Raw genomic sequence first — 21125 nt, 5'->3', positions numbered from 1 at the left:
TCTCCTCCTAATTTAGGATTGATTCTGCACTTAAATGTTCGGTTGTTCCATAAGCAAAAGACCATTTCTCGTCATCATAAACGTATTTGTTTAACGCGCACATTTTTCCGTTAAAACCTTCCCAAGAATCGGGCAACATCAATGCCTTTGCAGCCGATTCAGTCGATGCCCCATGACCTACGATTAAAATAGATCCATCGTAGGTCGTAATGATTTCATCCAACGCCTTTTTTACCCTATGTAACACAACGCCCTCATAATCCGTTTCAGGATATTCCGGTCGAACGATAGATTCATAGTCACGATTTATACTCGGAAAAATGGAGGCTGCTTCCTCTTTGGATAAAAGTTCAGGGTAGGCAGGGAACCAATCAGGATTAAGCATTTCGATAAACCCATACTCAACATTGATTGGTAGGTTTAATTTCGTCGCTACAGCCTGAGCTGTTTGCAACGTTCGGAAAAAAGGTGAACTAAAAATATGTTTGATATTTTCCTTTTTTAAAAACTCCCCCGTCTCCTGAGCTTGAATAATTCCTCTGTTTGATAAAGGTACATCGTCTTTCCTTTTGAGGTAATGCCTCCAATACGCTTTATCATCAATATCAAGCCTTATACCATGACGTAAAACAAATACTTCATTAACCACAATGCTCACCACCTATTTACCATGTATCTACATAGCTTAAATGTTCAGTAGTAGATAAGGCCAACTCCCATTTTCCATCTTGTAAAGTGAATTTATGTAGCGCACACATTTTCTGATTATATTCTTTAGGAGGGTATTCCGTGGCTCTTCCCTTTTCCCATAAATTCCTTGTCGTTTCCCAAACGGAAGCACCGTGCCCGACAATAAGGATTGGTTCATGATAGTGCTCAAATACATGCTCCAAAGTTTTACCAACTCGTTCGAACACATCTACTTTTGATACATTTTCCGGAAACTTAGGCATTACAAATGATTTGTAATCTTTGTTTATGCTTGGAAAAATTTCAAAAGCCTCTTCCTTGGTAATGATTTCAGGAAAATCACTAAACCATATTTCTGCAAGCTGTTCCATAAATCCATATTCAATATTTACTTTTAGATCTAATTTTTCAGCAATGATATTGGCTGTTTGCAAGGTGCGAAAAAATGGAGAAGCAAAAATATGTTTTATTCCTTCGTCCTTAAGTAACTCTGCGGTTTCCTGCGCTTGATTAATTCCGTTTGCAGAAAGCGGAGTATCATCCACACGCTTCGCATAGTGGCGCCAATAAGCTTCGTCTTCCAAATCCAGCCTCATTCCGTGCCGCAAGAGAAAAATTTTATCCATTTCTCATTCTCCTTCCTAAGAGTTTGCGTTGGATGAATCCATCAAAATTACACGACAAGGTGTACTATTTACTCCAGGTATTAGCAATGGTAGTGCGATTAGCGTAAAAGGTCCGCTGCCTTCCACCTTCCTTAAATTTACTACCGGTGCAATTAAAAGACCGTCGTGCTTATATAGATTTTTCAAGAGCGATCCATCATCGTCACGTGGATCTTGGATATGTGTAAGGTCTGTACCTAGGATGCTAATTTGTTTTTCAACAGCCCAGTCCATAGCTTCTGGAAGAAAGAATGGATTTTTTTCAACGTAACCTGGTTTATTCCAATTTTTATCCCAGCCCGTACTTACTAACAATGCATCCCCTGGTTTCACATGCTCCCCGACCGCTGCCTCTAGCTCATCCGCACTGACAGGTTCAAGTGCTTCTTTATCATTCAATTGTGCTACCCAAGCCGTTTTGATGAAACGATCAACTGGTAATTGATCAATTGACTCTGTTTCAACTAAAAGATGATTGCCATTTTCAACATACGTCCCCGAAAGGGAATGAATTTGAAAACTATGAGAGCTAAAACCGTCTTTTTCAATCGTGGCGATTGGTTGAATTTTCACACTCGGAAAAGGTTCACCATACCCCCACATTCCACTTTCGATTGGTCCCGTTAAATCGTAAACCTTCATAATTATCACCTACCTATCATTTTATTGAGCGAGTTGTCCACCATCGACGACAATTTCAGTTCCAGTTATAAAAGCTGCATCCTCAGAAGCTAAAAAGGCAAAAACCCCTGCAACGTCTTCCGGCTTTCCAACCCTACCGATAGAAATTTTTGTACTAATATATTCTTGAACGAATGCCTCATCATCAATTGCCTCGGACATCGGTGTTTGAATATAGCCGGGACAAACGGAATTGACTCGAATATTATGACGACCAAGTTCGAGAGCCATCGTCTTTGTTAATAGAACGATTCCACCTTTTGAGGCGTTATAATGAGCAAATTTAACTTCCCCAACGAGACCGTTTGTCGATGCCATATTAATAATCGCACCTTCACCTTGCTTCACCATTTGGCGGGAAACACGCTGAGCCGTATAAAACATACCGTTTAAATTAACATCAAGCATTTTACGCCAATTATCATCCTTTATTTCTAAAAAATCTTCCTCCCACGCGATGCCTGCATTATTGGCTAGAATATCAATTCTGCCCCACTCGGCAACGGTATGGTTAACAGCTTCTTCTACTTGATTTGCATCAGAAACATCAGCTAATATAGGTAAAACTTCATAACCCAACCCCTGGAACTCTCCAACAGTTTCATTCAAATCATCATTATGATTGGAAATCAAAGCTACTTTTGCTCCTTCAGAGGCAAATCTTTCAGCGATGGCTTTACCAATTCCACGTGACGCACCTGTCACAAACGCAACTTTGTTCGCAAACCGTTTCATGTTCACTCCTCCTAACAGAATCGTAGATTACAAAATTTCGAAAAAATAAGGACAAATCGGCAAATGCCACTTATCCTTATTTTCGTTTCTCTCTACTAAACTTGTAATGTACTACCGCTTAAGCCTGTTTTATAACCTAAAATAACTTCTTTAAATCTTTTCTCATCTGCTTTTAGAAGCGGAAGGCGAGTTTCACTGCTTGTAAATATCCCAAGATGATGGAATAATGCTTTCGTTGTTGGAATCTCGTCTCCAGGACCAAACATACTAATAAAAGGAAGTAAAACCTTTGTGTATATATCGAAGCTCTTTTCGCGATCACCATTTTTATAAGCTTCCCAACACTCACGGAACTCGGCAGGGAATACGGAAGGAGTGATAATCATGCTTCCATCTACTCCAGCTTCAAATGCACGATAGCAAATGATATCGTCTCCACCAAAAACTGTTAAGTTGGTTTTCTCTTTTAATGTACGAATCTTCGAAAATGAGTGGTCTGTCATTTTAATATGTTTGACATTAGGCACTGCCTCGGCTAGTTGAATTAAATCATTTGCTGTAAAGCGTGTATTCGTTGTTACTGGGTTATCATAAAATGCGATATCCAATCCGGTAAGTTCGGCAATTTTCCCTACATATTCGATCACCATATTTAATGAATTTGGAAAATAATATGGACTCGGAATTAAAGCAGTCCTTACACCGGCTTCTGCTGCATGTACACCTATTTCTACGGCTTGATTCAAATTAGTGTCGCCTAATCCTACAACGATGTGCTTATCCTTTGGCATTAATTTCACAAGATAATCAACGACTTCCATTCTTTCCTCTTTGGACAAAGCTGGTGCTTCCCCCGTACTTCCACAAACTACATAACCATCTAAATGATCGATTGTTTTGCTAAGTAAATGATCAAAATCACTTAAATGTAATTTACCGTTTAAAAAAGGGGTTGGAATAACCGGAATGTTCCCTTTAAGAGCCATTGTCAATTCCTCCGAATTCTTCTCTTTATATTTTGTATTATCGAACTTTTCCTCTTCCTAAAACTGGCCAAATTGCTTCCACTTCGTTATCGCGGACCGCAGCTACTTCGTCAAACATATTTATAACTGCGCAGCAATGGACTGGCACGATTTCAAGTGTATCGCCAACTGTTAAGTATTGGTCTTCCGAAGTGAGCTGCAACATCCCATGTTCCTCTGTAAACCAGGATACTTGTATATTTGGATGACCTATTACATACCCTCTCCCTGTTCCGATAGGAGATTCAGAACCATCCATCGTAAACACTTTTGTTCCTGCGTCTATGACTGCTCGATCAGGTGAAGGTCGACTCACAATCGTCACCTTTACCGTCAAAGCACAGTCATTTAGATGATGGACCCCAATACTTACTTGAGTTAAATCACCAAAAATATACGTTCCTGGCCTGACGTCGGTTACACCAGTTACACTCGATACAAAACGTGAGGTCGGTGTCGAACCTACACTAATGATTTCCGTGTTTAAACCATGCTTTTGAAGCATCTTACCCGTTTCAACAGCTATACTACCTTCATGCATGGCAACTTGCTTAATGCCTTCAATATCAGCAGCATTATACGATTGCCCAGCAAATGTCATTAGGCCGCGGAATTCCAAACCAGGCAGTTTCGATATTTTCAAAGCTAAATCCAGTGTTGGTTCACCGGGTAATATGCCTACTCGTTTGAATCCGCTATCAATTTCTACAATGATTCCGACAGACAATGCTGGATCTTCATTAAAACGATTAGATATCATTTTAGCGGTTTCATATCGATCGACTGCAACTGTAATATCCGCCTGCTTAGCAAGCTTAAAAAGCCGCTCAATTTTTTGGGTACCTACAATCGGGTATGCAATTAAGATGTTTGAAATTCCTTCGGCCACCATAACTTCGGCTTCACCTAATTTAGCAACCGTTATACCGATGGCCCCGGCCTCAATTTGTTTTTTAGCCAATATAGGTAACTTATGCGTTTTAGCATGCGGTCTTAATTTAATTCCGGACTTTTTTGCCCTGTCTTGCATGGAAAAAATGTTTTTCTCAACCTTATCCACGTCTATCAACACATACGGAGTATCCAAATCGCTTTTGTTCATCGCCTTCGGTTTCACTCTTTTCCAGGTAATAGCGCAATTGCATCTATTTCAACGAGAATATTATCAAGTCCAGCCTCTACACAAGTTCTTGCCGGCATCGGCCGATTAAAAAATTGTATGTATACGCTGTTAAAGCGATCAAAATCTTTTATATCCGCTAGAAAAACATTGACCTTAACGACATCGTCCATTGTGCATCCTGCTGCCTTCAAAATATTATGAATATTATTAAGGGTTAGTTCAGTTTGCTCCTCAATTGTGTTGCCGACTATATCACCTGTCTTTGGATCGAGTGGACCTTGTCCTGACACATATACGAAATCACCTGCTACTATTGCTTGAGAGTACGGACCATTACCAGCTGACGCTTCGGGGGTACTAATTGCTTTTCTCATATGCATGCACATCCTTTTTTACAAGTAAAGAAAGTATAAGTTTTTATAAGTCTATATTTTTGAACCTAGACTTTCGCTGTCCAGCTATAGCGCCTATCGACTAGCAAACTTCTTGTCCTTCTCTTTTGCGTAAGTCAACATCGATTCGCCTTGCAGGCTCATCGTGTTTCCTTTATCTCAGTCGAAGGCCGTGAAGTTTGTACGTCGATGAGCAAGGCGCTTACGCATTTCTTACATATCCACACCATTGCAAGGCAGTAAGGGTGTAAACCTCAACCAGCTTTAGTAGCTCAGGAATATCTAAGTGTTCATCTGGAGCATGTGCATTTGCACCAACCGGTCCCATTACGATTGCTGGTGTATCTGTATATTCATTGAACATAAATGCATCGCACGCAAAAGGCGCACCTGTAACATCGCCATATTTTTGATCTGTTACTTCCTTCGTAATCTCGGATAATAGGTTGACTAATGGAAAGTCCGGCTCAACCTCTGAACCTGGTAAAAAGCGGATTACTTTTGTGAAAACTAGTTCATTCCAGCTGTCATACTCCTGTTCATATTTTGCACGAAATCCGTCTAAAATTTCCTTCTTCAATTCTTCTTCGGAAACACGCGGATGGCATTCTACCCAAATATCTACATAACATTCTGTAGGGCCTGAATCACATAATGGCGCCGTCATATCGCCAGCTTCCAAACGGGTTACCATAACAGGAAGGATATGGTCGTCTTCAAAATAAGGTGCTGGTCCGCCTTTTTGCTGGCGTTCCTTCTCGTATTCTTCTAAAAATACAATGAACTTGGCAGCTATATTTACGGGGTTCAAGATTGTTTCCCCGCTAAAAGACATTCCCGTATTTCCGGTAAACGTTACTCGCCACAAAGCTCCGCCATGAGTTCCGGGACATACAACCATATTTGTCGGTTCAGGAATAATCGCTGCATCTGGGTTATACCCTTTTACTCGACTAGCCAACGTTCCGTTCGCCCCGCCGAACTCCTCATCTACAACTGATTCAACTAAAAGATCTCCTTTTACTTGAAGGCCTAATTCCTGTATACATCTAATAGCCATTATGGATGCAACAAGTCCGCCCTTCATATCAAAGGTACCTAATCCGTATAATTTTCCATTCTCTATAACTGGTGTCCACGGATCCTTTTCCCATCCCGAAGCTGCAACCGTTGTATCCATATGACTGGAAAAAATGAGTGACTTTCCACCCCCACTCCCTTTCATAGTCGCTACAACATTCGGTCTTTCCGAATAATCCTTTCCTGGAAAATACGCCGGATGTTCCTTTAATCCGGGAACATCTTCAGGTGTAAACACATCTACTTCTAGTCCCATATTATTTAAAACCTCGGAAAGAAATAGTTGCGCTCCTTTCTCGGTTCCCGTCAATACTTGGTTGACTGTATTATGAGAAACGAGATCCTGAATAAGTTTAATGACATCGTTTTCATTGTTTTCAACCCACGACCTTACAGCCTGCTTTAGTTCTTCCAAATAGCAACCCTCCTACAAACGGATTTTTATTTGTTCTGTATTTAAAATAAATGTTCTATATTTCAAATTTAACTCAACTATATCATTGCAAAAATGAATCGTCAATCACTTAAATAGTTTTCTAGATTATTATATTTGTACCCATTTGATTTATGTTATTCTGAAACGAACCGGTTTCTCAAAACACCGATTCCTTCAATTATCGCTTCTGTTACATCGCCTGCTTTAAGCCAGACTTGGGGACTTCTTCCCATTCCCACACCATGTGGAGTTCCGGTACTGATAATGTCTCCAGGCTGCAATGTGATTGTTTTAGATAAGAATGAAAGTAAAGTTGGGATATTAAAAATAAGTTCTCGAGTATTTGAATGTTGCATCTTTTCTCCGTTTAATTTAAGAGAAATATCCAAATTATGCGGATCACCTATCTCATCTGCTGTTACGATACAAGGTCCCGTTGGAGCAAATGTATCGATTGTTTTTCCGCGTGTCCATTGTGCTTCGCTTAATTGAATGTCTCTAGCACTTACATCATTTACAATGGTATATCCGAACACATAATCCATCGCATCTTCTTTTGATACATGCTTTGCTGTCTTTCCTACGATAAATGCCAATTCAACTTCATAGTCACATTGCTGCACCTCTTGTGGGATGATGACATCCTCTTCATGACCAATGATGCAATTAGGATATTTAGGGAATAAAACCGGAACCTCTGGAACAGCCATATTCGATTCCTTCGCATGGTCATGATAATTTAATCCAATGCAAATAATTTTTTCTGGATCAGTTAGTGGAGAAAGGATATGTATTTGCTCCACATGTTCTTTTTTACCTTCTTCAATTTGTTTTTCCACTTCAAGCTTCACATCCTTGGAACTACCAATCTTCCTAATCAGATCTCGCATCGTTCCTTCTGCTTGAACTTCTACATAATAGTTTTCTCCAACTAAAGCACCTAATCTTATTTTTTTTGAATCATCCTGTTTGTCCATGAATTGAATTAGTTTCATTGTTTTCTAGCACTCCTTATGTTTATCTTAATGTCAGCATAATTTTAGCTATTTTCCCTGGATCAGATATAAGTTTCTCAAAACAAGCAGAGCCGTCCTCAAGAGGGGCGTGAATAGTCCAAGGCATTATATTCACTCTGCCTTCAGTGATCCATTGTAAGGCCGTTTCAAAATCGATTGGATTATTGGAAAATGCACCGAACATCTTAATCTCGTTTCTAATGACATCATTAATAGGCAAACTCGATTCATTCTGGTGAAGACCTGAAAAAACAACGCTGCCTCCCGGTTTAACGTATTCTACGCAATGTAAACGGGTTATTCCGATACCGACCGCATCAACCGCCGCGTCAAAGGAACCCTTTTCAACATCTTCTAGATTGGTAGCAACAATTCCTCCAAGCTCTTTCGCAATATCCAATCGTTCTTCATTTAGATCGACCACAACAATATTCTTAAGACCATAAACTTGCGCGACTTGCAATGTAAAAAGCCCAATCGGACCTGCACCCATAACAAGCAAGCGATTTGTCGGATCAAGTTTTAGAAGTCGGCATAAGTGAACAGCAACAGCAAATGGTTCTACTAATGCTCCTTCGTCAAAAGAAACATGGTCCTCGAGCAGGTACACGTTTTTCTCTGGAACAGCCAAATATTCGGCGAATGCTCCTGGAAGGTGTGCCCCAAGTAATTTTCTTTCCGCACATAATTGAGAGAATCCCGTTGTACAGTAACGACATTCCCCACAAGTAATTAACGGATTAACCGTTACTCGGTCACCCGTCTGTAATCTCGAAACCATATTACCTATTTTTTCAACGACACCAGAAAACTCATGCCCCATAATAAGAGGGGGCTTGCGGAGGGAATTGTGGCCTAAAAAGCCACTTAATTCCGAACCGCAAATCCCTACACGTTCAACACGAATCAGCACTTCATCTGACTGTATTGAAGGGACTGATAGTTCCCTCATATTCATCATTTTAGGTCCTTCATAAACAAGTGCTTTCATCGTATTCTCACTCACGCTGTCACGCCTCCAGATTCGACTTTACTATCCTGATTAAAAGTAGGAAGCCAATCTTTATTTATTTCAAATAGCTCATCTACCATACTCTTAATTTCCGCTAAACTTAAAACAGCAGAGGTCAATGGATCCATGCAGATCGCTTGGAACACTTTTCTTTTGTCACCAGTAAGTGCTGCTTCAACTGCCAAGCTTTCGCAGCGAGCGTGAGTATTAGCAAGGACAGCCAAATGTTCCGGCATACTACCTACTTTGATCGGATCGAAACCACGTTTTGAAGCTAAAATAGGTATCTCTACGCAGCTTCCATCTGGTAGATTGTCAATATATCCTTGATTTTCAATATTTCCGTTGAACGTAAAGAGCGTTCCATCTCCCATAATCGCATTTAAGATAGAGGAAGCGTATTCCGTACTTCTCGTCAAATCGACTGGTTGTTCCAATGAAGCTCGAAGCTCCGCTTTCCACGTCTGTTCCTGATCAAGATATTCATTTAAAATATAGGCGTATTCTCCAGGATTCCAGCCAGTTCCGTGCGTACAGTATTTTTCTATTAAGTCTGGGCGTTTCCTAAACCAAGCATTATACTCAGAGTTATGTCCGCTCGACTCAGTCACGTAATAATCTAAATGAAGGAACATTTCGTTTCTAACTTGTTCTTCATTATAAATTTGAGGATCCTCCATCAATTCTCTCAAACGTGGATAGGCATCCTCCCCATTCCACTTGAATTCCGAATAAAAGGCCAAATGATTAATTCCTGAACAAGTATAAGTAATCTCATCCATCGGTGCACCTAACCAACGTGCCAGCATTTCAGCCGTATGTTGTACACTATGACACAATCCTACATACTTAACGTTTGTAGTATCTTGAACTGCTTTACTTAGCATTGTCATTGGATTTGTATAATTTAAGAAATAAGCATTAGGACAGTATTTCTCGATATCTTTTGCAATATCAACCATGACTGGTATTGTTCTTAATGCACGGAAAATTCCTGCAGGACCACGTGTATCGCCAACATTAATATCGACTCCGTATTTTTTAGGTATTTCGATATCGTGGCGGAAAATTTGAACCCCGCCGACAAGAATAGTACAAATGACCGCATCTGCCCCTGTTAAAGCTTCTGCTCGGTTTGTCGTAGCTTCTACTTTCGCAGGGAAATTCCCTTTTTCAATGATGCGTTCAATCACTTTTTTAACGACATCCAACCTTTCCTCATCGATGTCCATCAAAGCAATTGTGCTATCAGCAAGTGAAGGAAAAGATAAAATATCCGTTACTAGTTTTCTAGTAAATCCAAGACTTCCAGCTCCAATAAATGTAAACTTTGCCATTACTAACTCCTCCATCATTCCAAAATTTTTTTAACCTTTTACACTCCCTAAAACGATTCCTTTTACAAAATATTTTTGTAGGAAAGGATAAACTAATAAAATTGGTAGTGAACCAAGGAAAACTTGCGCGGATTTTAGCGTTTGTTCATTGAGCGATCTAATTAGCTCCTTACTCGCGCCTCTCATAAATTGCTGGTCCATTTTTACGATAATTGTCTGCATATAACTTTGTAATGGATAGTTTTCTGGCGAGTTCATATAAATTAACCCATCAAACCAACTATTCCAATGATAAACGAGTGAAAATAATGTTAATGTAGCTAATGCCGGCAGAGATGCGGGTAGGAAAATTTTAAATAAAATGGAAAAATGCCCTGCCCCATCCATAAAAGCTGATTCTTCGAGTTCTTTTGGAATTCCTCGAAAGAAATTTAACAAAAGAACAACACTGAAAACTTGTACCGCTCCTGGCAATACAAGTGCCCAGATCGTGTCAATGATTCCTACCGACTTCACGATAATATAGCTCGGAATAAGTCCTCCGCCAAAAAAGATCGTAAACACGAAAAACCATGAAAAAAGTGTCCTTGATCGGAATGTTTTAACTTCTTTTGATAATGGATATGCCGTTAGGACAACCAAGATCATATTAATACCAACACCGAGAATGACTCGTTTCACTGTAATCAGCATAGATGTAATAAATTGCGGTTTAGTTAAAACCAACTTATAAGATGCAAGTGTAAAATCAACAGGCAGAAACTTTACCACGCCTGCTGAAACGGCTGCTTTGGAACTTAACGAAATGGCTAATACGTGAATAAGTGGAAAAATACACGTTAATGCAAGTAATGATAAAGCGGTATAGTTACAAATTTTAAAAATTCGATATCCAATCGATTTATCAGCGACCATCTTATCCTACTCCTTTCCAATTTCTAGAAGATTCGATAATTTGCCAAGCGGTAGGCAAGGAAATATGAGAATGAAACCATAATTAATGAAATAAGTGATTTGAACAACCCGACGGCCGCTGCAAATGAGTACTGAGCATCAATCAAACCTATTCTATAAACGTAAGTGTCAATAATATCCCCAGTTTTATAAAGAGCTGGACCGTAAAGCATTAACACTTGCTCAAAACCTGCATTCAGTACATCACCCAAGCTTAAGGTTGCTACAAGAATGATAATCGGAAGCATACCCGGTAGTGTCACATTCCAAGTTTGTTTCCAACGGTTGGCTCCATCAATTGAGGCTGCCTCATATAATGTAGGATCTACATTCGTAATGGCTGCGAGAAAAACAATGGTACTGAATCCCACGTTTTTCCAAATATCAGAACCTACTAACACATATGGGAAAATGGGGGCGCTATTTAAAAAGAGAATCGGCTCGATTCCGAAGACACCCAAAAACTGATTGACAATACCATCTGCCGATAATAGTTGGAATAAAATCCCACCTAAAATAACCCAAGAAAGGAAATATGGGGCGTATATAACGACTTGAACAAATCTTTTGTACCAGTCTTTCATAACTTCATTCAATAGAAGTGCGACAACAACTGGAAATACAAGCCCTGCAGCGATTTTCATCATCGCAATAAACAATGTATTCCACAATACTTGCCTAAAATCAGGCAGCTGGAACATGTAACGGAAATGATCCATTCCGACAAATGAGGATTCAAAAAAACCTTTGGCAGGTATAAAGTTTTGAAATGCCATTACAATACCAAGCATTGGACCGTACGAAAAAATCCCTACCAACACAACTGCAGGAAGTAACATGATATAAAGCGGAATTTCCCTCTTTGTCCTAGGAGAAAGAAAAACTTTCTTTTCACTTCTAACTCTAGGAGAAAGATCAACTACTTGAGTATCTGAGCCTATCACTTTTTTTGAAGAAAGCACTATCTCTCACCTCTGAAATCCCAATTTCCACCCATCTTCTTATGAAGAGAGTGGAATATTGGGAAAAATATAAAGCAGTTACATATGTTTATTTAGATTGATACCACTCATTAACTTCTTTCGTAATATCGTCTCCACCTTGTTTTTTCCATTGTTCTACGAACTTGTCAAATTTATTAATGTCAGCACCATTGACGATTTCAATAAAGGTTTCAAGGAATAACTTATCTAAGTTTGCTTGTTTAGAAACCATGGAAGGAGTAGGAGCCCCATAAAACTCGTTGTTTATATAATTGAAAGAGTCATAGAGTCCGAGTGATCCACCTTCTCCATATTCAAGAGCTACTCCCCAATTCTCGTCATTTCCGTCTTTATATTCTTGAATGCGATCGTAAAGCTGCTTCTCGCCCGGATGAAGTTTTGAATCATCTCCAGATTTAAAAGCTTCTTCTATCGACTGTTGGAACACAATATTTTTACCCCAAGGCTGCATATGGGCAGGTGCCACTTTCCATAATTCACTTGCTTCAGGATCAGTTTGCGGATTTTCTCCCCAGTAATGCTCCGCTACAAGGTTCACCATTTCAATATACTTTTCTGGATGAGGATATCCTTTTTTAAGAACATAGTAACTATTCGATTGAACCGTTTCTTTTACATGTAGTGCAGGTTGATCATCCATGGACATAAACGGAAATGCTTTCCACTCTGAATCTGGGTCATTATCTTTTATGAGCTGAAGAGGCCATTCTGGAGCCCACCATTTTCCAAAATGGATGCCGAGCTTACCATTGATATAATCTTGACGTGATCTCTCCCCATCATCTTCAACCGTCCATTCATTGTGGATAAGACCATTTTTCTTAAGATCCTGAAGGCTTTTCAGCGCTTCCTTCATTTCAGGTTGAATGTTTCCATTCACAATATTTCCGTCTGCATCTTTAATCCAAGTGTCAGGGTAGGCGTGATAAGCTGCGAATAATCCGCTTAAGCCGTACATTCCGTAGGAACTAGTACCAGCTTCGAATCCATAGTTTTGTTTTGGATTCATCGCTTTAAAAGCCTCCGCAATCGCTATCACATCTTGAAATGTTTTAGGATCTGGCAAATTCAACTTTTTGAGCCAATCGGATCTAATCCACATCATGGATCCATCTTCGGCAGGTTTCTGTAAATCAGGAATAAAGTATAACTTGCCATCTCTCCTTAATGGTTCAAGGGCGTCTTCTGGAATAAGCTCCTTCAATAATGGAGATGCATGTTGTTCCCAAACGTCTGTGAGATCTTCTGCAAGATCAGCTTCAATGATTTGATCCAATTGGATAATGTCTTCGCCTCTTACCGTAAATAAATCAGGTAGGTCATTCGTTACAATAAGCGCATTTAATTTTTGGGTGTACTCGTCGCCACTTTTCATCGCAAGAGTTACATCTAGCTTGATCCCCAACTCTTCTTCAACAATTCTTGTCCACTTGTTGTCTTTCGTGGATTGACCATCAGGGAAGTTTACGTCCGAGTCCACTCTACCAACTGCAAAAGTCATTGTGATAGGCGAATTTTCATCTTCACCAGCTTTTTCACCTTGAGGCTTTTTTGATGATGAATCTGTGTTTTTTGAGCAACCAACAATCAATAGCATAATAAGGACGATTGCCATTAAACTCTTAAATTTCTTCATTCCCATCTCCCTTTCATATTTGAAAAATCTATTTTTCAGGGTAACCGTTTTCATTTTTTGAAAAAATCCTGCTTTAAACTGTTGATTTCCGCTCCAGGCGCTTCGCTTTCCGCGGGCGGTACGGGGAGCCTCCTCGGCGCGAGCGCCTGTGGGGTCTCCCCTGCCCCGTTCTCCCGCAGGAGTCTACGCGCCTTCCGCTCCAATCAACGAAGTGCAATAAGGAACGTGTATCATCAATGACTACAAAAATCACTTCGATTTATACCACTCATTTACTTCTTTCGTAATATCGTCTCCGCCTTGTTTTTTCCATTGTTCAACGAAAGTATCAAATTTGTTGATGTCTCCTCCGTTGACAATGTCAATAAATGTTTCAAGGAATAATTTATCTAAGTTTGCTTGTTTCGTTGTCATTGATGGCGTTGGAGCTCCATAAAACTCATTGTTTATCCAAGTGTTGTTTTGGGTATATGTGTCATAAATTCCGAGTGAACCGCCTTCTCCATATTCAATGGCGACTCCCCAGTTTTCGTTGGCTCCATCTTTATAATCTACAATTCTTTCATAAAGCTGTAGTTCAGTCGGACGTAATTTCGAAGTATCATCAGATTTAAATGCATCCTCTACCGATTCTTGGAACACGATATTTTTACCCCAAAGTTGGACATCTGCAGGAGCGATTTTCCATAATTCACTTGCAGGCGGGTCTGCTACTGCCGTTTCACCCCAATAATGTTCAGCAACTAGATTGACCATATCGAAAAACGCTTCTGGATGTGCAAATCCTTTCTTAAGAACGTAGAAACTATTAACCTGTACAGTTTGTCTTAAATGTAAGGATGGCTTGTCATCAGCGGACATAAAAGGAAATGCCTTCCATTCAGATTCTGGATCGTGGTCTTTTACAAGCTGTAATGGCCATTCCGGAGCCCACCATTGACCAAAATGAATTCCGAGTCTTCCGTTTATTAGGTCCTCGCGTGATCTTTCGCCATCATCGCTGACGGTCCATTCTTGGTGAATGAGTCCTTTTTTCTTTAGGTCTTGTAAACTTTGAAGTGCGTCTTTCATTTCAGGAAGAATTGTTCCATTGACGAGATTCCCATCGGCATCTTTAAGCCAAGCGTTAGGGTAAGCATGATAAGCGGAGAATAATCCACTTAAACTGTACATATTCCAGTCCGCAGTCCCTGCCTCAAATCCATAATTTTGGTCCGGGTTCATCGCTTTAAAAGCTTCGGCAATTGCGATAACGTCCTGGAATGTTTTCGGTTCTGGCAAATTGAGTTTCTTTAGCCAATCCGTTCTAATCCAAGTCATAAATCCTTCCTCAGCAGGATCTTGTACCGCAGGAAGAAAATATAATTTCCCATCCCTTTTCAAAGGTTCAAGTGCTTCGTCAGGCAACAGCTTTTTTACTAAAGGTGATGCGTATTTTTCAAAAGCTTCTGTCAAATCTTCAGCTAAATCTGCTTCAATAATTTGGTCTACCTGGTTTATTGCACCACCGTAAACCGTAAATAAATCTGGAAGATCGTTCGTCACGATTAGTGCGTTTAATTTTTGGTTGTATTCATCACCGCTTTTCATAGCAAGTGTAACATCCAGTTTAATACCAAGTTCTTCTTCAACTTTTCTAGTCCATAGATTATCTTTTGTAGTCTGGCCATCAGGGAAGTTTACGTCGGAGTCTACTCTTCCGACTGCGAAGGTCATTTCAATTGGTGGATCATATTTACCATCCACTTTGTTGGCTGGCTCTGAAGGTGAATTATTCGGAGTGGCTGTATTTTTATTGCATCCTGCAACTAAGATTGAGATGAGTACAATACCTAATAGATATTTTCCCCTTTTCATTTTCATCCCCCTTTCATTTATTCATTTAAAAGTAGAACGTACAAAGTAAATAGTTAGCACCTCCTTACAAAAATCTCTTAGTCTTGCTAAATCGCACTAGGTCGTCTACACGTACAGGCATTCCAGTTCGTAGTGATTTATTCCCTGCAATTCCGGTTAAGATCGATAATGCACCGTCAATATGGGAGGCCGCACGGTTATAGATATCATTCTCAGGTTCTAAGAATATATCTCGCAGCAACACAGGGTCACCTCCACCATGACCGCCCTCGCCTTCTTCAAAGTCAACTTTATAAGGGGCATCAAACATTGGAAAGACATGAATGCTTGACTCTTGTAATGCTCCTTCTAAGGAAGCTTCTCCTCCTGCGTTAACGTAAGACATTTCAACAATTTTCACTTCCATTCTTCCTTTCGTTCCGTTGAAGGCAATATTATACCCTTCCCATGGGAGGAACGTATTGAGAGAATACGTCATGATCGCTTTATTTTTATACTTGACTAGTAGTCCCATCGTGTCCTCGATGCTAATGCCGTCTCCAAAAACGCTTTGATCTCGGATATAGCCATCTTCCTTCTCGGCATCTAAATACATTGCCTTCATATATGGACTGCTAACCATATCAAGTCCGAATGGATCCTCTTTTGCTGCCTCGCTCCCATGTGAACGTGAATAAAATTTCTCGATCCCCCTATTTTCTGCGTTTTCGCGACCGTAAAACCTTAAGTCTCCCATTGCAAAAACGGTATCTGGAGTCGTCCCTAGCCAAAAATTAACGAGGTCAAAGTGATGTGTAGATTTATGGACTAATAATCCACCACTATTTCGTTTATCACGGTGCCATCTTCTAAAATAATCGGCACCATGTTCTGTATTTAAGAGCCATTCAAAATGAACTGAAATAACGTCTCCAATAATTCCACTCATGATTAATTCTTTTATTTTCGTATTATGAGGAGCGTATCGGTAATTGAATGTGACCCTTAATTTGCGACCGGTTCTTTCAACTGTATCCAATATCGCCTGACATTTCTCTTCGTCGATGGTCATCGGTTTTTCCGTGATAACATCACAACCTAACTCCATCGCTCGAATGATATAGTTATGGTGTGTGCGGTCAATGGATGTCACTATGATGACATCCGGTTTCTCTTTTTCTATCATGAGTTCGAAATCATTTGCTTTATATGTGTTCACCTTATGGTAATCGAGGCGCTCTTCCAAAACTGAATTCGCATAGTCCATTCGTGTTTGATTCACGTCGCAAAATCCAACAAGCTCAGAAGTATCCCGGAAGTCTCTTACCATTGCTTCATAAAAAAACCTTGCTCTTCCTCCTACACCAACTACCGCATATTTTTTCTTCATTATCTGCACCTCTTATACAATTTTGGTCACTTTTTATATAGGCCTAAATCGAATGCCTCGACCAATGTTTCGAACATACGCACATTCGTTTTTCGTTGATCAACTACTTTTAAAACTGAATCTTTTACGCTTGGAGAAATATTATATAACTTCAACACACTTGGTGTTGCCAGTTGAAAGCAAGATTCAAATCCACCTACAGTTCTAAAATGTGGTACGAAAAATTTATCGATATAATCAGCATCAGATTCGATATTAAAGTTGTTCATATCAACAGTTGCTGAATGTACATTTTTTAAAAACGGCAATGCAGCTGAAACCCATAATCCCGCATCATAAAGCCCTACAATATGGAATCTGTCATACTGGCAATCCAGTAAAAACTGATAAACATGTACGATATCCTGCACCCTATAAACAGAATCTGTATAATTGTAGGTTGTAAAATATTGATCTAGGTTAGTGTTCCTTCCTGATTGACCAAACGGCTTCAAATATGCCCCTGTTAGAAACGGATCAAAAGTCGCCACTTGATAACCAGCATTTAACCAATCATTCACTATTTTTCTACTTTCTAAATCCTCCATTATACCTTTCGATCCGTCCGGATGAATAAATAAAACAATTTCATTATTAATAGGAAATGATTTATTTTTTAGAATCGATAATGGGATGTTTACGTCCTGTTTTCCAAGCTTGATGACATACTGCTCAATCGCAATTTGTTCTGTGTCTGCATCCTGATATTGTTTTCCATAATAAACATCCTCTGGTTTGATCGCCTGCTTGTAACCTAAGTTATCATTCAAGCCCATTAAAAACTGAAGTGTTTTATAATAAGGTTTTGTCGACTCTCGATCTGCAGCATTTCTTGTTGCCTCGGCCTTGTTTATTTTTTCTTGCTTTAAATAAGTGATAATTTCTTCAGCATCTTTCAGTTCATAAATCGATTCAGACGAAGGAAAAATTCGAAATTGATCTACACTGCCAAAATCAACTTTCACTTCCTCCCAAGTAATCGAGTTTCCTTGGAAGTGAAATCTAAACCAGTTATAAACTGTTTCCCTAGTCGCTTTGTTGAAATTATGGTCAGCTTTTATGTAAAAATATTCCGTCTTTTCGACCGAGTCAAATAATCGATAGATGCTCTGGATGTAAGGGAATTCTAGATTGGGAATGTCGTTCGTCCAATCTCCTGTATTTCCAGTCATCAGCATTGGACGGGGGGCGAACATCGCAGCAAATTCAACATTTGTCATCCCTTCCATCCGTAAATACGGTGCATTTTCACATTTACATCCACCTTGCATATGAGAAGAAATCATACTAACAGGTGCTGCAACCTTTAGCCTTCCATCAATCGCTCCTAGTAAAAAGGTTTGCGTTGCGCCTCCAGATGCACCTGTACATCCGATTTTTTCTGGATCAACATCTGGAAGCGACTGTAAAAAGTCGATGGAACGAATACTATTCCATAGTTGCAAACCAAGAAGACTTACACCCCAAAGTTCTTGTTCAAAACCAGAATATTCATGATCAATTTGCTTACTATCTACATAGCCAACCATATCGTATGAAAATGCGATAAATCCCATTTTGGCAAAGTTGGCACAACGAGTCGGAATTTCCGTCAATTCACTCATTTCCAATCTTCCCTTTTCCCAATGCCCATGGGGATTAAGGATAGCTGGGAACGGACCTTTTTGCTCCCGAGGGCGATATAAGTTTCCAGTCACATAAAAACCCGGATAACTTTCAAACAACACCTTTTCAACTGTAAAATCATCAAATTCGGTCTTATCGAAAATTTTCGCCTGTAATTCGCATTTATCAGGGAAGGGCCAAAGCCCGGCACTTACCAAAATCGTTTCTTTTAACTGATTGCATCTATTTTTCCACTCTTCAAGGTTCTCATATCGAGGTAATTCAAATGTATAATTGTGATGATATACTTCAGATAATCTACTGTCTTGAACGATTGTCCGTAACTTGTTTTCTAGTTTTACTCCATCAAGCAAATCAGTTCTCATTCGCGCCAAACCTCCGCTATTCATTAGATTATTGTTCGAAGTCAGACGGATATTTATTGTGACAGCCTACTTGCGGATGGCATACCTTTATATCCTGTTATTAAAGGTAGATCGGGGGTGGATGGGTGGATAAGTCTTTCTTCTTCCAGCTCCTCGATTTTGGCTATCTTTCCACTTACATAATCAGTGATTCTTTTTATAGTCGTATCGATATTTGCTAATAAAGCACCGTATCTAAGGTCAATAATTTCCCAACCAAACGGTTTGTTCGTTTTAAACCAAATATCACGGTGGTAAAGTCTTAAGTCTTCAACCCTACCTTTAAGATCTTTCAATGTTTCGTTACTTAATCTTTGTAATTCTTCAAGCTTTTTGTCCTTATAGGCACTCGTTATTTGAAGGCCGATTTCCGCTTTTATCGCCAATACTGAGGATACTTTTTCAAGTAGAGTAAAAACATACCCAAACTCACCGTTACGCCCAATACTTTCACGCATATGATCAGCTAATTTCTCGTAATGCTCCCCAAGATTTAACCCTTCAATGTTTTTATCAAATAAACCAGCTAAAATGTTTTGCCATAATAAATATTTTGAAGGGTTGCACATATAAGTGTTATCTTCTGAAGTACCTGGCACTTCATCTAAATACTTTATCGTGTTATAGTCATCGAAATTTCCACCTGTACAGAATTCAAATCTTCTTTTTAACTTCTCCATGTCTAACTCTCGGGAATATCCATGCTCAGCATATAGCTGCCAACCGAGCATCGTTGTAAAAATTTGGCTCTCGGTTCCATCATCCCCCCAATGAGTTAGAAACACTTCTTTGATTTCCTTCTTTTTACATGCATTCAATATCGCATTGGATGCCCTAAAGGCGATCCCATAGTTAACACCAAATCCAAAGCAACTATAAATTCCACCACAGACGATAGTTGGGGCATCCAAGGAACGATGCTTATCAATAATCGTTTCATAAAACGGCTGATCGTCCCGATTGTATTCCCAGAAATTCATTTGCATCCCCTTTGGTATAGCGCTTACAATCTCTTCCGGAATTTGTGCCTCAACATCAAAATTGTTCCCGTAACCCGTCAGCCTTGGCGTACGGAAGTACATGTCACTGAACATCATTGGAATTAAACCAAGCTTTTCAGTAATTTTAACGATATGGTTAATATGCTCGGTCATTATTTCGAACTTGCTTTTCAAACCATTTCGATTTAAATATTCTCCTAATCCCAGCCTCCACGCTTCATCCAGTCCTAGATGAATCCGCTTACTTCTAAACGGAGCTGATACAGTTGAAAGAAGAGTTTCAATTAGTTCATATGTTTGTGGTTCTCCAACTAGCAAAGTGGCTTCATCTTCCCTGACTGGATTAAATCGCGGCCATTTCATCACTTCTTGCAAATGCGCCAACGTTTGAATACAAGGAATCACTTCAATACCTAAAGAAAAAGCATAATCGTCAATCTCTTTCAAATCTTCATATGTATACTTTCCACGCATATATCCAAAGAAAGGCTCATCTTTTACTTCAAAACTATCTTCCATATATAAAATTAACCAGTTTAGCCCCATAATCGACATTCGAGTCAAGATTTCTTTCACTGTATTAATGTTCATTACAGCATTTCCTTGTGAAACATCAAAAAACAAACCGTTTTTATCAAATTGCGGTTCTTCAACAATATGAAACTCTTCTTCTTCCTGACTTGCTTCAAGAAATAATCCTAACGCACGAAAAAAGTGAATATCCTCAGAATACGTGATCGAACCGACATCTTTCGACATTGTAACTTTTAGTTTTTCATCTTGATTTTTATTCACCTTGATAGGGAAACCATTTTCCTCTATACTAAAGTTAAATTTATCAGCAAGTATGTTAATTCCTTGTTCTAATCCTGATAGATCTCCTACTAAGCGAAGTTTCATTTCCATTCCCCCAACAAAAATTGTTTGTAGTTTAGAACACAACTTCATAATTACGAATTTCTTATTTATAACCTATCACTATTTTTTTACTTTTTCAATAAAAACTTGAAGAATTATTTTAATTTTTTTAATTGAATTCATTT

Annotated in this window: 18 protein-coding genes; all 18 read right to left on the bottom strand. The window is 39.3% G+C overall.

Annotated elements, in window-relative coordinates; genetic code table 11:
- Window positions 1-7 precede the first annotated feature (7 nt).
- The gene (locus KHA93_RS21245) at window positions 8-649 is read right to left on the bottom strand and encodes a histidine phosphatase family protein (RefSeq protein WP_213112542.1); all 642 of its coding nucleotides are present in this window, start codon (window positions 647-649) and stop codon (window positions 8-10) included.
- Between the two features lie 16 nt (window positions 650-665).
- Complete coding sequence (locus tag KHA93_RS21240; protein ID WP_213112541.1) at window positions 666-1316, bottom strand: histidine phosphatase family protein; 651 nt, start codon at window positions 1314-1316, stop codon at window positions 666-668.
- 15 nt (window positions 1317-1331) lie between these two features.
- Window positions 1332-1997, bottom strand: a complete 666-nt coding sequence (locus KHA93_RS21235) for a cyclase family protein (RefSeq protein WP_213112540.1) — start codon at window positions 1995-1997, stop codon at window positions 1332-1334.
- A 21-nt stretch (window positions 1998-2018) separates the two neighbouring features.
- Window positions 2019-2771, bottom strand: a complete 753-nt coding sequence (locus tag KHA93_RS21230) for an SDR family NAD(P)-dependent oxidoreductase (protein WP_213112539.1) — start codon at window positions 2769-2771, stop codon at window positions 2019-2021.
- A 95-nt stretch (window positions 2772-2866) separates the two neighbouring features.
- Window positions 2867-3757, bottom strand: a complete 891-nt coding sequence (locus KHA93_RS21225) for a dihydrodipicolinate synthase family protein (RefSeq protein ID WP_213112538.1) — start codon at window positions 3755-3757, stop codon at window positions 2867-2869.
- Between the two features lie 37 nt (window positions 3758-3794).
- A complete protein-coding gene (locus KHA93_RS21220; protein ID WP_213112537.1) occupies window positions 3795-4898 on the bottom strand; it encodes an alanine racemase in 1104 nt (367 codons plus the stop codon).
- An 11-nt stretch (window positions 4899-4909) separates the two neighbouring features.
- Complete coding sequence (locus KHA93_RS21215; protein ID WP_213112536.1) at window positions 4910-5293, bottom strand: Rid family detoxifying hydrolase; 384 nt, start codon at window positions 5291-5293, stop codon at window positions 4910-4912.
- Between the two features lie 220 nt (window positions 5294-5513).
- Window positions 5514-6806 carry a M20/M25/M40 family metallo-hydrolase gene (locus tag KHA93_RS21210; protein ID WP_213112535.1) on the bottom strand — a complete coding sequence of 431 codons (1293 nt, stop codon included), beginning with the start codon at window positions 6804-6806 and terminating at the stop codon, window positions 5514-5516.
- A gap of 155 nt (window positions 6807-6961) precedes the next feature.
- On the bottom strand, window positions 6962-7822 hold the full coding sequence (locus KHA93_RS21205; RefSeq protein WP_213112534.1) for a fumarylacetoacetate hydrolase family protein: 861 nt from the start codon (window positions 7820-7822) through the stop codon (window positions 6962-6964).
- Window positions 7823-7844: 22 nt separating this feature from the next.
- The gene (locus KHA93_RS21200; protein ID WP_349772328.1) at window positions 7845-8849 is read right to left on the bottom strand and encodes a galactitol-1-phosphate 5-dehydrogenase; all 1005 of its coding nucleotides are present in this window, start codon (window positions 8847-8849) and stop codon (window positions 7845-7847) included.
- Window positions 8846-10192 (bottom strand): alpha-galactosidase, encoded by a 1347-nt coding sequence (gene melA, locus KHA93_RS21195; RefSeq protein ID WP_213112533.1) that lies wholly within the window; start codon window positions 10190-10192, stop codon window positions 8846-8848. Before melA ends, KHA93_RS21200 begins: the two co-directional genes overlap by 4 nt.
- Before the next feature lie 30 nt (window positions 10193-10222).
- Window positions 10223-11107, bottom strand: coding sequence for a carbohydrate ABC transporter permease (locus KHA93_RS21190; protein ID WP_213112532.1), 885 nt, complete (start codon window positions 11105-11107; stop codon window positions 10223-10225).
- 23 nt (window positions 11108-11130) lie between these two features.
- Window positions 11131-11985: an ABC transporter permease gene (locus KHA93_RS21185; RefSeq protein ID WP_213113075.1), complete on the bottom strand. Its 855-nt coding sequence runs from the start codon at window positions 11983-11985 to the stop codon at window positions 11131-11133.
- A 211-nt stretch (window positions 11986-12196) separates the two neighbouring features.
- Entirely contained in the window at window positions 12197-13786 is a 1590-nt protein-coding gene (locus KHA93_RS21180) for an extracellular solute-binding protein (RefSeq protein WP_213112531.1), read from the bottom strand.
- A gap of 249 nt (window positions 13787-14035) precedes the next feature.
- The gene (locus tag KHA93_RS21175) at window positions 14036-15643 is read right to left on the bottom strand and encodes an extracellular solute-binding protein (protein WP_213112530.1); all 1608 of its coding nucleotides are present in this window, start codon (window positions 15641-15643) and stop codon (window positions 14036-14038) included.
- A gap of 64 nt (window positions 15644-15707) precedes the next feature.
- On the bottom strand, window positions 15708-17015 hold the full coding sequence (locus KHA93_RS21170) for a Gfo/Idh/MocA family protein (RefSeq protein ID WP_213113074.1): 1308 nt from the start codon (window positions 17013-17015) through the stop codon (window positions 15708-15710).
- Between the two features lie 23 nt (window positions 17016-17038).
- Window positions 17039-19042 (bottom strand): alpha/beta hydrolase family protein, encoded by a 2004-nt coding sequence (locus tag KHA93_RS21165; protein ID WP_213112529.1) that lies wholly within the window; start codon window positions 19040-19042, stop codon window positions 17039-17041.
- A gap of 53 nt (window positions 19043-19095) precedes the next feature.
- The gene (locus KHA93_RS21160) at window positions 19096-20982 is read right to left on the bottom strand and encodes a beta-N-acetylhexosaminidase (RefSeq protein ID WP_213112528.1); all 1887 of its coding nucleotides are present in this window, start codon (window positions 20980-20982) and stop codon (window positions 19096-19098) included.
- Window positions 20983-21125 lie beyond the last annotated feature (143 nt).

Origin of the sequence: Lederbergia citrisecunda, from assembly GCF_018343695.1 — a bacterium.
In the GTDB taxonomy this organism is placed as follows: domain Bacteria; phylum Bacillota; class Bacilli; order Bacillales; family Bacillaceae_C; genus Lederbergia; species Lederbergia citrisecunda.
Note: the sequence above shows the minus strand (reverse complement) of the source record. Positions and strands in the feature narration are given on the sequence as shown.

What these genes read in the sequence shown, in the direction of transcription:
- KHA93_RS21240 (WP_213112541.1), bottom strand. Translation starts at nt 1,316, where the DNA reads ATGGATAAAATTTTTCTCTTGCGGCACGGAATGAGGCTGGATTTGGAA.
- KHA93_RS21235 (WP_213112540.1), bottom strand. Translation starts at nt 1,997, where the DNA reads ATGAAGGTTTACGATTTAACGGGACCAATCGAAAGTGGAATGTGGGGG.
- KHA93_RS21230 (WP_213112539.1), bottom strand. Translation starts at nt 2,771, where the DNA reads ATGAAACGGTTTGCGAACAAAGTTGCGTTTGTGACAGGTGCGTCACGT.
- KHA93_RS21225 (WP_213112538.1), bottom strand. Translation starts at nt 3,757, where the DNA reads ATGGCTCTTAAAGGGAACATTCCGGTTATTCCAACCCCTTTTTTAAAC.
- KHA93_RS21220 (WP_213112537.1), bottom strand. Translation starts at nt 4,898, where the DNA reads ATGAACAAAAGCGATTTGGATACTCCGTATGTGTTGATAGACGTGGAT.
- KHA93_RS21215 (WP_213112536.1), bottom strand. Translation starts at nt 5,293, where the DNA reads ATGAGAAAAGCAATTAGTACCCCCGAAGCGTCAGCTGGTAATGGTCCG.
- KHA93_RS21205 (WP_213112534.1), bottom strand. Translation starts at nt 7,822, where the DNA reads ATGAAACTAATTCAATTCATGGACAAACAGGATGATTCAAAAAAAATA.
- melA (WP_213112533.1), bottom strand. Translation starts at nt 10,192, where the DNA reads ATGGCAAAGTTTACATTTATTGGAGCTGGAAGTCTTGGATTTACTAGA.
- KHA93_RS21190 (WP_213112532.1), bottom strand. Translation starts at nt 11,107, where the DNA reads ATGGTCGCTGATAAATCGATTGGATATCGAATTTTTAAAATTTGTAAC.
- KHA93_RS21185 (WP_213113075.1), bottom strand. Translation starts at nt 11,985, where the DNA reads ATGTTACTTCCTGCAGTTGTGTTGGTAGGGATTTTTTCGTACGGTCCA.
- KHA93_RS21180 (WP_213112531.1), bottom strand. Translation starts at nt 13,786, where the DNA reads ATGAAGAAATTTAAGAGTTTAATGGCAATCGTCCTTATTATGCTATTG.
- KHA93_RS21175 (WP_213112530.1), bottom strand. Translation starts at nt 15,643, where the DNA reads ATGAAAAGGGGAAAATATCTATTAGGTATTGTACTCATCTCAATCTTA.
- KHA93_RS21165 (WP_213112529.1), bottom strand. Translation starts at nt 19,042, where the DNA reads ATGAGAACTGATTTGCTTGATGGAGTAAAACTAGAAAACAAGTTACGG.
- KHA93_RS21160 (WP_213112528.1), bottom strand. Translation starts at nt 20,982, where the DNA reads ATGAAACTTCGCTTAGTAGGAGATCTATCAGGATTAGAACAAGGAATT.